Annotated in this window: 11 protein-coding genes and 1 riboswitch; of the genes, 6 read left to right on the plus strand and 5 right to left on the minus strand. The window is 63.1% G+C overall.

Annotated features, from left to right (window positions below):
* Positions 1–103 precede the first annotated feature (103 nt).
* Complete coding sequence (tkt, locus tag LOY26_RS24550; protein WP_033701882.1) at positions 104–2,101, minus strand: transketolase; 1,998 nt, start codon at positions 2,099–2,101, stop codon at positions 104–106.
* A gap of 248 nt (positions 2,102–2,349) precedes the next feature.
* Between tkt and LOY26_RS24555 the strand changes: the two genes are divergently transcribed.
* The 4 genes from LOY26_RS24555 (at position 2,350) to LOY26_RS24570 (ending at position 6,944) form a co-directional block, all read left to right on the plus strand.
* A complete protein-coding gene (locus tag LOY26_RS24555; RefSeq protein WP_033701883.1) occupies positions 2,350–3,342 on the plus strand; it encodes a metalloregulator ArsR/SmtB family transcription factor in 993 nt (330 codons plus the stop codon).
* Positions 3,343–3,361: 19 nt separating this feature from the next.
* The gene (metK, locus tag LOY26_RS24560) at positions 3,362–4,552 is read left to right on the plus strand and encodes a methionine adenosyltransferase (RefSeq protein WP_033701884.1); all 1,191 of its coding nucleotides are present in this window, start codon (positions 3,362–3,364) and stop codon (positions 4,550–4,552) included.
* 168 nt (positions 4,553–4,720) lie between these two features.
* Positions 4,721–6,421 (plus strand): NAD-dependent DNA ligase LigB, encoded by a 1,701-nt coding sequence (ligB, locus tag LOY26_RS24565; RefSeq protein WP_258714200.1) that lies wholly within the window; start codon positions 4,721–4,723, stop codon positions 6,419–6,421.
* A gap of 130 nt (positions 6,422–6,551) precedes the next feature.
* A complete protein-coding gene (locus tag LOY26_RS24570; protein WP_186652831.1) occupies positions 6,552–6,944 on the plus strand; it encodes a DUF1090 domain-containing protein in 393 nt (130 codons plus the stop codon).
* Between the two features lie 71 nt (positions 6,945–7,015).
* Here LOY26_RS24570 and LOY26_RS24575 read toward each other — a convergent pair whose 3' ends face one another.
* Positions 7,016–7,462 (minus strand): cytochrome c, encoded by a 447-nt coding sequence (locus LOY26_RS24575; RefSeq protein WP_186652833.1) that lies wholly within the window; start codon positions 7,460–7,462, stop codon positions 7,016–7,018.
* Positions 7,463–7,581: 119 nt separating this feature from the next.
* On the opposite strand from LOY26_RS24575, the gene LOY26_RS24580 reads away from it, so the two are divergent.
* Entirely contained in the window at positions 7,582–8,733 is a 1,152-nt protein-coding gene (locus LOY26_RS24580; protein WP_033701889.1) for a murein transglycosylase A, read from the plus strand.
* Positions 8,734–8,825: 92 nt separating this feature from the next.
* On the opposite strand, the gene LOY26_RS24585 is transcribed toward LOY26_RS24580, so the two are convergent.
* Positions 8,826–9,212, minus strand: coding sequence for an MAPEG family protein (locus LOY26_RS24585; protein WP_033701891.1), 387 nt, complete (start codon positions 9,210–9,212; stop codon positions 8,826–8,828).
* 28 nt (positions 9,213–9,240) lie between these two features.
* Positions 9,241–10,074 (minus strand): EamA family transporter, encoded by an 834-nt coding sequence (locus tag LOY26_RS24590; protein ID WP_033701892.1) that lies wholly within the window; start codon positions 10,072–10,074, stop codon positions 9,241–9,243.
* Between the two features lie 310 nt (positions 10,075–10,384).
* Between LOY26_RS24590 and LOY26_RS24595 the strand changes: the two genes are divergently transcribed.
* Positions 10,385–11,620: a sodium:proton antiporter gene (locus LOY26_RS24595; protein WP_033701893.1), complete on the plus strand. Its 1,236-nt coding sequence runs from the start codon at positions 10,385–10,387 to the stop codon at positions 11,618–11,620.
* A 34-nt stretch (positions 11,621–11,654) separates the two neighbouring features.
* Here the strand turns inward: LOY26_RS24595 and LOY26_RS24600 are convergent, their stop codons facing one another.
* Positions 11,655–12,056 carry an acyl-CoA thioesterase gene (locus tag LOY26_RS24600; RefSeq protein WP_012312432.1) on the minus strand — a complete coding sequence of 134 codons (402 nt, stop codon included), beginning with the start codon at positions 12,054–12,056 and terminating at the stop codon, positions 11,655–11,657.
* Between the two features lie 179 nt (positions 12,057–12,235).
* Positions 12,236–12,332, plus strand: a riboswitch (S-adenosyl-L-homocysteine riboswitch).
* Positions 12,333–12,344: the final 12 nt, after the last annotated feature.

The raw sequence follows: 12,344 nt of genomic DNA on the forward strand, positions 1-12,344 counted from the left end.
TCGCGGCACAAGGCCGCTCCCACAGGGTACTGCGGTTTATGCAGATCCTCTGGGAGCGGCCTTGTGCCGCGAATGAGGGCCTGCGGCCCTCACTTTGCCTGTATCAGTCTTCCAGCAGCTCTTCGGCGGTACCCAGGATGTTCTCCAGGGTGAAGCCGAACTCTTCGAACAGGGCAGAGGCCGGGGCCGACTCACCGTAGGTGGTCATGCCGATGATACGACCTTCCAGGCCGACGTACTTGTACCAGAAGTCGGCATGGGCAGCTTCGATGGCGATGCGCGCGCCCACTTCCAGAGGCAGTACCGACTGCTTGTAGGCAGCGTCCTGGGCATCGAACACGCTGGTGCACGGCATGGAGACCACGCGGACCTTGCGGCCCTGCTCGGTCAGCTTGTCGAAGGCCTGAACCGCCAGGCCCACTTCGGAACCGGTGGCAATCAGGATCAGCTCAGGCTCGCCAGCGCAGTCCTTGAGGATGTAGCCACCGCGGCTGATGTCGGCGATCTGCTGGGCGTCGCGGTCCTGGTGCTGCAGGTTCTGGCGCGAGAAGATCAGCGCCGATGGGCCGTCGTTGCGCTCCAGGGCGTTTTTCCAGGACACGGCCGCTTCGACCGCGTCGGCTGGGCGCCAGGTGTCCAGGTTCGGCGTGCTGCGCAGGCTGGTCAGCTGCTCGATCGGCTGGTGAGTCGGGCCGTCTTCGCCCAGGCCGATGGAGTCGTGGGTGTAGACGTGGATCACGCGCTGCTTCATCAGGGCCGACATGCGCACTGCATTGCGGGCGTATTCCATGAACATCAGGAAGGTCGCGCCGTAAGGCACCAGGCCGCCGTGCAGGGCAACGCCGTTCATGATCGCGGTCATGCCGAACTCGCGCACGCCGTAGTACACGTAGTTGCCGCTGGCGTCATGGGCTTCGACGCCCTTGCAGCCTTTCCACAGGGTCAAGTTGGAACCGGCCAGGTCAGCCGAGCCGCCGAGGAACTCAGGCAGCAGCGGGCCGAAAGCGTTCAGGGCATTCTGGCTGGCCTTGCGGCTGGCGATAGTCTCGCCTTTGGCAGCGACTTCATTGATGTAGGCCTGGGCCTTTTCCGAGAAGTCGGCCGGCAGCTCGCCGCTGTCACGGCGCTTGAACTCGGCAGCCAGCTCCGGGTGTGCCTTGGCGTAGGCGTCGAAGCGCTGGTTCCACTCGGCCTCAGCCTTGGCACCGGCGGCCTTGGCGTCCCACTCGGCATAGATGTCGGCCGGGATTTCGAACGGGCCGTGGTTCCAGTTCAGTGCTTTGCGGGCCAGGGCGATTTCGTCGTTGCCCAGCGGGGCACCGTGGCAGTCTTCCTTGCCCTGCTTGTTCGGCGAGCCGAAGCCGATGATGGTCTTGCAGCAGATCAGGGTCGGCTGCTCGCTCTTGCGCGCGGTCTCGATCGCCATCTTGATTTCTTCGGCATCGTGGCCGTCGACGTTGCGGATCACCTGCCAGTTGTAGGCTTCGAAACGCTTGGGCGTGTCATCGGTGAACCAGCCTTCGACTTCACCGTCGATGGAGATGCCGTTGTCGTCGTAGAACGCGATCAGCTTGCCCAGGCCCAGGGTGCCAGCCAAAGCGGCGACTTCGTGGGAGATGCCTTCCATCATGCAGCCGTCGCCGAGGAACACGTAAGTGTTGTGGTCGACGATGTTGTGGCCGTCACGGTTGAACTGCGCGCCCAACACTTTCTCGGCCAGGGCAAAGCCCACGGCGTTGGCCAGGCCTTGGCCCAACGGGCCGGTGGTGGTCTCGACACCCGGGGTGTAGCCGTATTCCGGGTGGCCCGGGGTACGGCTGTGCAACTGGCGGAAGGCCTTGAGGTCGTCGATCGACAGGTCGTAGCCGGTCAGGTGCAGCAGCGAGTAGATCAGCATCGAGCCGTGGCCGTTGGACAGCACGAAGCGGTCACGGTCGGCGAAGCTCGGGTTGCTCGGGTTGTGCTTCAGATAGTCGCGCCAAAGCACTTCGGCGATATCCGCCATGCCCATAGGGGCACCTGGGTGGCCGCTGTTGGCCTTTTGCACGGCATCCATGCTGAGTGCACGAATGGCGTTGGCACGTTCACGACGGCTGGGCATCGCTGATCTCCTGGGGCTTGAATAAGTAGTGAAACGAAAAAAGGCGGTCATTTTCGCCCACTGGGGGGGCTGGGGGCAAACATTAAAGCTGCGAGCGGCAAGCTTTAAGCTGCAAGCGAAAGCAGACCCGCGCGCGGAACGCTCTATTCTTGCAGCTTGAGCCTTGCGACTCGCAGCTCATCGCCAATATCAAAACTTTTTGATATTGGTCTTGCGGGGGCAACGATGCCTGTCTAGACTGCCGCCCCATGAACCTCCGTGCGCAATCGATCCCCGAGCGAAGCGACACACTGGCTGCCCTGTGCAAAGCCAGTGGCGATGCGCTGCGCCTGAATGTCTTGCGTGCACTGGCCAGCGATTCGTTTGGCGTACTGGAACTGGCGCAAATCTTCGACATCGGCCAGTCCGGCATGAGCCATCACCTCAAGGTACTGGCCCAGGCCGAGCTGGTGGCTACCCGCCGCGAAGGCAACGCCATCTTCTACCGCCGCGCCCTGCCCGACAGCCTGCGCCTTGGCGGGCGCCTGCACACGGCGCTGCTCGAGGAGGTCGACGACCTGACCTTGCCACCGGCGGTACAGGCACGTATCGCCCAGGTGCAGCAGCGCCGTGCGGCCACCAGCCAGGACTTCTTCCAGCGCGTGGAAGAAAAATTCCGCGCCCAGCAAGACCTGATCGCCGGCCTGCCGCAGTACCGCGAAAGCCTGCTGGCCATGCTCGACAAACTCAATTTCGGCCCGGCTGCCAGTGCACTGGAGGTAGGCCCCGGCGACGGCGGCTTCCTGCCGGACCTGGCGCGGCGCTTCGGCACGGTGACCGCGCTGGACAACAGCCCGACCATGCTCGAGCTGGCCCGCCAGGTCTGCCAGCGTGAAGGCCTGGACAATGTGAACCTGCAGTTGGCCGATGCACTGGATGCAACGGATGTGGCAGCCGACTGCGTTGTGCTGAACATGGTCCTGCACCATTTCAGCGACCCGGCCCTGGCCCTGCGCCTGCTGGCCAAACGGGTGAAAGCGGGCGGCAGCCTGCTGGTCACCGAACTGTGCAGCCATGACCAGGGGTGGGCGCGGGATGCCTGCGGCGACCTCTGGCTGGGCTTCGAACAGGACGACCTGGCCCGTTGGGCCAACGTTGCCGGGCTGGTCCCCGGGGACAGCCTCTACGTGGGCTTGCGTAACGGTTTCCAGATACAGGTCCGCCACTTTCAGCGGGCGACTGGCGACATACACCATCGGTAAATTTTAGGAACCCTTCGAGATGAGCGAATACTCCCTTTTCACCTCCGAGTCCGTGTCCGAAGGGCATCCGGACAAGATCGCCGACCAGATTTCGGACGCTGTCCTTGATGCCATCATCGCTCAGGACAAATACGCCCGCGTAGCCTGCGAAACCCTGGTCAAGACCGGTGTCGCCATCATCGCCGGCGAAGTGTCCACTTCCGCCTGGGTCGACCTCGAAGAGCTGGTACGCAAGGTCATCATCGACATCGGCTACAACAGCTCCGACGTCGGCTTCGACGGCGCCACCTGCGCCGTGATGAACATCATCGGCAAGCAGTCGGTAGACATCGCCCAAGGCGTCGACCGCTCCAAGCCGGAAGACCAGGGCGCTGGCGACCAGGGCCTGATGTTCGGCTACGCCAGCAACGAAACCGACGTGCTGATGCCGGCGCCGATCTGCTTCTCGCACCGCCTGGTCGAGCGCCAGGCCGAAGCGCGCAAGTCCAAGCTGCTGCCGTGGCTGCGCCCGGACGCCAAGTCGCAGGTCACCTGCCGCTACGAAAACGGCAAGGTGGTCGGTATCGATGCCGTCGTCCTGTCCACCCAGCACAACCCTGAGGTGTCGCAAAAAGACCTGCAGGAAGCGGTGATGGAGCTGATCGTCAAGCACACCCTGCCGGCCGAGTTGCTGCACAAGGGCACCCAGTACCACATCAACCCGACCGGCAACTTCATCATCGGTGGCCCGGTGGGTGACTGCGGCCTGACTGGGCGCAAGATCATCGTCGACTCCTACGGCGGCATGGCCCGTCACGGTGGTGGCGCGTTCTCCGGCAAGGACCCGTCCAAGGTCGACCGTTCGGCCGCCTATGCCGGCCGCTACGTGGCCAAGAACATCGTTGCTGCCGGCCTGGCCGAGCGCTGCGAGATCCAGGTGTCCTACGCCATCGGCGTGGCCCAGCCGACGTCCATCTCGATCAACACCTTCGGTACCGGCAAGGTCTCGGACGAGAAGATCGTACAGCTGGTGCGCGAGTGCTTCGACCTGCGCCCGTACGCCATCACCAAGATGCTCGACCTGCTGCACCCGATGTACCAGGAAACCGCTGCCTACGGCCACTTCGGCCGCACGCCACAGCAGAAGACTGTCGGCGACGACACCTTCACCACCTTCACCTGGGAGCGCACCGACCGCGCCCAGTCGCTGCGTGACGCTGCCGGGCTGTAATTTTCCTACAGCGGTAAACGAAAGCCCCTGCCGAGCGATCGGCAGGGGCTTTTGCTTTTCAGGTTTTCGCCGTGAGCGTTGTGACATATCGACTGACAACTGCTCACAGCGACCAGCGCGCTACCTGCCTAGGCTGAAGGCTCCTCCCGCCATGCAAGGATGCTGGCCATGCCGTTCATACTGCTATTTGCACTGCTGCTCTCACTGCAGGCCTCGCTGGCAAAGGCCGCGTCATGCCCCGACTGGCCCATGCAACAAGCCGAAACCGAAGTTGCCCACCTGCGCGACACACTTGCCCAATGGGATGACCACTACCACCGCCTGGGCATCGCGCTGGTGGCAGATGAGCTGTATGACCAAAGCCGACAACGCCTGCACCACTTGCAGCAATGTTTCGGCCTGCTGGCAGGTCTTGACCCCCTGGCGACTGCACGTGGCCCGGTCCCCCACCCCATCCCGCATACCGGCGTCGACAAGCTCGCCGACGAGCAGGCCGTTGGCCGCTGGATGGCTGGCAAGACGGGCCTGTGGATACAGCCCAAGGTCGATGGCGTGGCGGTCTCCGTTCGCTATCGGCAGGGGCAGCTGGTGCAGTTGCTGAGCCGCGGTGATGGGGTGCAAGGGCACGACTGGAGTCGCCATATCCCTCGGCTCGGCGCCATCACGCGGCAGCTGCCCCAAGCGCGCGACCTGGTGCTGCAAGGTGAGCTGTACCTGCGCCTGGGCGCACATATCCAAGCCCAGGCTGGCAGCGCCAATGCGCGCGGGACCGTGGCCGGGCTGCTCGCCCGCAAGCAGTTCAGCGTGGAACAAGGGGCCGGCATCGGCTTGTTCGTCTGGGACTGGCCACAAGGCCCCGTTAGCCAGGCCGAACGGGTCTCGCAACTGGCGCAACTGGGCTTCCCAGACAGCCAGCGCTACAGCATCGCGATCGACTCCGCCACCCAAGCCGCGCACTGGCGCCAGCACTGGTACCGCTCACCCCTGCCCTTCGCCACCGATGGCGTGATTCTGCGCCAGGGTACGCGGCCGCCCGCCGAGCGCTGGCAGGCCAAGGCCCCTTACTGGCTCGCAGCCTGGAAACACCCTTACGCCCAAGCCCTGGCAGACGTGCGCGAAGTTAGCTTGCGGGTCGGCCGCACCGGGAGGATCACACCGGTGCTGCAGCTTCAACCGGTCAAACTGGACGACCGGCTGATCACCCAGGTAAGCCTGGGGTCACTGGCCCGCTGGCAGCACCTCGACATTGCCCCGGGTGACCAGGTGGCAATCAGCCTGGCAGGGCTGACCATCCCGCGTTTCGAGCGCGTGGTGCATCGCGCGGCCGTGCGCCAGCCGGTGGAGGTGCCGCCGCCAGGGCGCTATCACCCGCACAGTTGCTGGCACGCAGGCGATGGCTGCAACGAGCAGTTCATCGCACGGCTCACATGGCTCAGTGGCAAGCAGGGGCTGGCCATGCCACGCACCGGGCCAGGTACGTGGCGGCGCCTGGTCGATGCGGGGGTGGTTACCTCGATGACTGACTGGCTGCACCTCGATGCCCAGCGCCTGAGTGAGGTGCCAGGTATCAGCGAAGCGATGGCCGCACAGCTGGTGAACAGCTTCGAGGGCGCGCGGTCACAACCCTTTGCCCGATGGCTGCGGGCGCTTGGCGTACCCGCCCCCGGCGGCATGCAACTGGAAGGTGACTGGGCTCAGCTATCCTTGCGTACTGCCGGTGACTGGCGAGCATTGCCGGGTATCGGCGCCGTACGCGCGCATCAGCTTGAGGCGTTTTTCATGGCCAACGAGGTACGAGCCATCGCAGTGCGGTTGAACGAGGCCGGCGTCAACGCATTCCAATTCAGCGACAAAGCCCCCGCGCAATGATTTATTACCAAAATCCATGTAAGGAAAGTCTGAATATCGACCAGAAAAAACCAACAAGGGTTTCTAAATAGGCAAAACCAAGGCAGGATTTCCCCCAACTTTTCTGCCCGCCCCGTTCAGGAGGCTTTTCATGAAACGTATTTCGACTCTTTTCCTGCTCGCAACCCTTGGTCTGGCTGCTGGCGCGGTGCAGGCTGCCCAGCCAGATGCCGGCCTGACCGGTTGCGACGCCAAACGCAGCGCGATCGAGAACCAGCTGAAGATTGCCCGTGAACATGGCAACAGCGACCAGGTCGCTGGGCTCGAGCAGGCATTGGAAGGCGTAAAAAACTGCACCGATAACAGCCTGCGCAAAGAGCGCGAACAAAAAGTGCTCGATGCACGTCATGAAGTCGCACAGCGCGAAAAAGACCTGAAGAAAGCCGAGAAAAAAGGCGACGCCGAAAAGATAAACAAGCGTAAAGACAAGCTCGCAGAGTCCCGGAAGGAACTGCAGGAAGCAGTGGACGAACTGGACCGCTGACAGGCCCTGCTTATGCTGCCTGCCCTGGCTCCATCAGCGGTTTCCCGGTGATGGAGCCAGGGCATTTACCCTCAATGATTGCGAAACTCGGTATGACAGGCCTTGCATGCTGCCTCGACCTTGTCCATCGGCCCTTTCAATTGCGCAGCGTCCAGCGGCTGGCCCCGAGTCGCATCGACCAGCTCGCCAGTCACGCCCTCCAGTTGCCGGGCAAGGTCATGGAAACGCGCCTGACGCTCCCACACCGCTGCTCGTGCACTGCTGTCGCCGCCATCGCGCGCCTGCGGGAAGTGCTGCCACGGCTGCTGCGACAGGGTGTCGAGCTTCACGGCCCCCTCGGCAAACTTCACCCCGTCGAAGGGCAAACGACCGCGCAACATGCCGCCCAGGTCTTCGCTGGCCTTGAGCATGTCCTTGAAGATCACCTTACGCTTGCCCAACGGCGAATTCGGGTCAACACGGTCACAGGCATTCAGGGCCAGGGCTGCGAGCAGAACAACGGTCAATCGCTTGAACATCACGGTCACTACGGCCTACGAAAATGGGCAGCCAGTATCGCTGCCCAGGGGCCAAACACCAATAGCCACATAAAAAACAGGGGCGAATATTCATCTTCGCCCGTGACAGGAAGCCCCACATGAAATCTGCCCTGCGCCACCTGGCCTGGACACTCCCGGCGCTGGCCCTGCTGGCCGGCTGCAACGGCGGCGAAAGCGCCAAGCCAGAGCCCCATGCCATTGCCACCTATGCCAACGCCACCTGGCAGGACCTGCCCAGCGTCAGCGACGCCGACCTGGTTGCCGGCTTCCACGCGTGGCGTAATGGTTGCGAGAAGCTCAAGCGCGACACAGTCTGGGCCGCCACCTGCGAGGCCGCTGCCAGCGTGCCCGACGATGCCCTGCAGATACGCGCCTTCCTGCAGCAGAACCTGCAGGTCTATGGCCTGCGCTCGGCCGAAAACAATGCCAACGGCCTGATCACCGGTTACTACGAGCCGGTCTACCCCGGCAGCCTGAAGCCTACCGAGGCCAACCACGTCGCAGTTTACGGCGTGCCCGACGACATGATCGTGGTCGACTTGGCCAGCGTGTACCCAGAGCTCAAGGGCAAGCGCTTGCGTGGGCGCCTGGACGGTCGCGTGCTCAAGCCTTACGACACCGCCGAGGTGATCAACCGTGAGGGCGTCAAGGCACCGGTGCTGGCCTGGCTGACCGACCCGATGGACCTGCAGTTCCTGCAGATCCAGGGTTCGGGCCGGGTACAACTGGAAGATGGCCGCCAACTGCGCCTGGGCTACGCCGACCAGAACGGCCACCCCTATCGGCCGATAGGCCGCTGGCTGGTGGAGCAGGGCCAATTGAAGAAGGAAGAGGTGAGCATGGGCGCCATTCACGCCTGGGCCCAGGCCAACCCACAGCGAGTACCGGAATTGCTCGCCAGCAACCCCAGCTACGTGTTTTTCAGCACCCGCCCCGACAGCAACGAAGGCCCGCGCGGCTCGCTCAATGTGCCATTGACGGCAGGGTACAGTGTGGCAATCGACCGCAAGGTGATTCCGCTGGGCAGCCTGCTCTGGTTGTCGACCACGCGCCCGGACGGTACGCCGGTGGTGCGGCCGGTAGGCGCTCAGGATACGGGCGGAGCCATTGCTGGCGAAGTGCGTGCGGACCTGTTCTGGGGCACCGGGCCTGAGGCAGGCGAGCTGGCCGGTAACATGAAACAGCAGGGGCAGATCTGGATGTTGTGGCCGAAAGGCAAACCGCTGCCTGAAGTGCCGAAAGTGCTTTGATACGGTGCTGAATGCTTCGCGGGTAAACCCGCCCCCACAGGGATCGCAATGGCCCCTGTGGGAGCGGGTTTACCCGCGAAAAGGGCGACGATTCAGGCCGAAACGACGAAGAACGACACGATCAGCGCCAACCCGGCAAACCACACCAGCGAGCGCAACGCCGCCCAGTCCGCCAGGTAGCAGATGATGTAGAGCAGCCGACTGGTGATGTACATCACGCCCAGCACGTCCTGCGTCACTTGTTCGGCATTGCCGACGATATCGGCCACCAGCACGGCCGCCGCAAATGCCGGAAACGCCTCGTAGCTGTTCTGCTGCGCGGCGTGGGCACGGCGCGGCAGGCCCGATAGCGTATCGAGGAAGGCGCGCGGGTCGTGATTGTCCTTGAGGCCGAAACGGCCACTGCTCACCTTGGCGATCAACGCACAAAGCGGCGGCAGTGCCAGCGCGATCAGGATGCACCACAGGGCAACGGTCATGGACAGGACTCCTTGTTCAATAATCGGGTTAGAGCTTCATTACCAGCATGCCTGCCAGTACCAGCCCGCAAGCTAGGAGTCTTGGCCCGCCAAAAGGTTCTTTGAGGTAGCGCATGCCAAACAGCACCACCAGAATTACGCTCAACTCTCGCAACGCTGCCGCTTCGGCCACCGACCCCAGGTGCATGGCCCACAGCACCAGGGCATAACTGAACAACACGCAAAACCCAACGGCCAACCCCAGCCGCCATTGGGTTCGCCAGAACAGCACGAAGGGTGCCCGCCGCGCCACACTGGCCAGCAGCGGGAAGGGCCAGGCGCTGAGCAAGGTCAGCCATACCAGGTAGTCCCACGGCTTGCCCCACAGCCGCACCGCCTGCCCATCGAACCAGGTGTAGCAACCGATGCACAGGCCAATCAGCGCCACTACCGGCAACATCGACCACGGCAGGCGATCACCCCCTCCCCCCTGCCAGAGCAGGCACGCCATGCCGCAAGGGATGAGCAGGATGCCGATGATCTGCTGCTGGCTCAGTGACTCCCCGGCAAACGCCAGGGTCAGCCCCAGCACCACCAACGGCGACAAGCCACGCATCAGAGGATAGACCAGCCCCAGGTCACCGACCCGATAGGCCTGGATCAGCAGGAAACGGTACAGCTGCTCAGCCAGCGCCGAGGCGATCAGCCAGGGCCAGATTTCAGCGGGGGGCACCTCGACGAAGGCGACGGCGAGCACGGCGAAGGCCAGTGCGACGGTGTCCATGCTGGCGATCACCAACAGGCGCTCGCCGCTGAATTTGATCAGGGTGTTCCAGGTCGCATGCAGCAAGGCGGCGACCAGTACCAGGGAAGTTGCCAACACGCCGTGAGGTCCTTGTGACGTAATTGAGGCCTGAATATATCGCCTTCAGATGGGCGCAGTCTGGCATGTGCAAGACGAAAGTTCTTCAGCGCCTATGAGATCGAGCACCGCCCGCGCGGCGCTCGATCTCATAGGCGCAAAAGCCCTAAAGGCATGCACCTGACAGCCCCAACACGCCCTAAACCCAACACATCCGGAACGATTCCAACAATTCCGGTCAAATCGTGTGTCCCGAACCCCTCGCCAGGTCATCAAAGAACTGCCCGAGCCATTCGGGTACGACTTGGAAGCCACTGTTACAGGATTCGGGATGCTTGAATTAGTTGCCGCGTTTATCTGCCTCACCACCCTCCTCACCTACGTCAACTACCGCTTCATCGGCCTGCCACCCGCCATTGGCGTGATGGTCACCGCGTTATTGTTCTCCCTGATGCTGCAGGGCCTGAGCCTGATCGGCTTCCCTGGCCTGGAAGAACGCGTCGAAGGCCTGATGAACCAGATCGACTTCAACGATTTGCTGATGCACTGGATGCTGGCGTTCCTGCTGTTCGCCGGCGCCTTGCACGTCAACCTCTCGGACCTGCGCAGCTATCGCTGGCCGATCGGCCTGCTGGCCACTATCGGCGTGCTGATCGCAACCGTGGTCATCGGCTACCTGTCGCATTGGGTGTTCGCGATGTTCGGCTGGCAGGTGCCGCTGATCTATTGCCTGCTGTTCGGCGCGCTGATTTCGCCCACCGACCCGATTGCCGTGCTCGGCGCATTGCGTACCGCCAATGCATCCAAGCCCCTGAAAACCACCATCGTCGGCGAATCGCTGTTCAACGATGGCACCGCAGTCGTGGTGTTCACCGTGCTGCTGGGCATCATCCAGCTGGGCGAAACCCCCAGTGCCTACGACACGGCGGTGCTGTTCGCCCGTGAGGCCATTGGCGGCGTGGTATTCGGCGGCCTGATCGGCTACGCCACCTACCGCATGATCAAGAGCATCGAGCAGTACCAAGTCGAGGTCATGCTGACCCTGGCACTGGTCATCGGTGGCTCGGCGATGTGCTACGAGCTGCACGTCTCGGCGCCGATCGCCATGGTGGTGGCCGGCCTGATCATCGGCAACATGGGGCGCAACCTGGCGATGAACGATATGACCCGTCGCTACATGGACGGTTTCTGGGAGTTGATCGATGACATGCTCAACGCCTTGCTGTTCGCGCTGATCGGCCTGGAGCTTCTGCTGCTGCCGTTCAACTGGATGCACCTGGCGGCCGGTAGCGTGCTGGCGTTGGCGGTACTGCTGTCGCGGCTGTTGACCGTGGCCCCGGCAATCGTGCTGCTGCGGCGCTGGCGCCCGGTCCCCAAAGGCACTGTGCGGGTGCTGACCTGGGGTGGTTTGCGCGGTGGGGTTTCGGTGGCCCTGGCGCTGTCGCTGCCGCTGGGCGAAGAGCGTGACCTGCTGCTGTCGATCACCTATATCGTGGTGCTGTCGTCGATCCTGGTGCAGGGGCTGAGCATTGGCCGCGTGGTGCGCAAGGTCAGCGCCCAACCCTGAAAAACCACGGGGCCGCTTTGCGGCCCCCGGGTTTTCACTCCACCGCAGAATCCGGGAACTGGTCCTGCACGTACTTGATCTCGGTCCGCCCATGCGCCGCTGGCTGGCCATCTTCACCCAAGTTGACGAAGACCATCTTGTCGACCGTCAGGATGCTCTTGCGGGTGATCTTGTTACGCACCTCGCACTTGAGGGTGATCGAGGTACGGCCAAACTCGGTTGCGGTAATACCCAGCTCGATGATGTCGCCCTGGCGCGATGCACTGACGAAGTTGATCTCCGACATGTACTTGGTCACCACACGCTGGTTGCCCAGCTGGACGATGGCGTAGATGGCCGCCTCCTCGTCGATCCAGCGCAACAGGCTGCCACCGAACAGGGTGCCATTGGGGTTGAGGTCTTCGGGTTTTACCCATTTGCGAGTGTGAAAGTTCATCTGTACTCCTGACCTGCTTGGCTAACGTGTACTCATGATGGCAGAGCCGCCGTCACCGCTCCATTGAACATCGACTATCGTCTCGATTAATCGACAGAAAACCTTGGGCGAAGGTCCCGGTCACGGCTATAATCTGTGCCGTTTTACATGGCCACCCGCCGCGGGGCCATGCCCGCCACCTGTCCGAGGGGCGCTGCAGCAGGCTAGACCTGTCAGGCTCGGATGGGGCGTTGTCCGCTCCTGCGGACGCTCAACGCACAACGGCGCCCATTCGCACACTACGAATGG

Origin of the sequence: Pseudomonas sp. B21-047, assembly GCF_024748775.1 — a bacterium.
In the GTDB taxonomy this organism is placed as follows: Bacteria; Pseudomonadota; Gammaproteobacteria; order Pseudomonadales; family Pseudomonadaceae; genus Aquipseudomonas; species Aquipseudomonas capeferrum.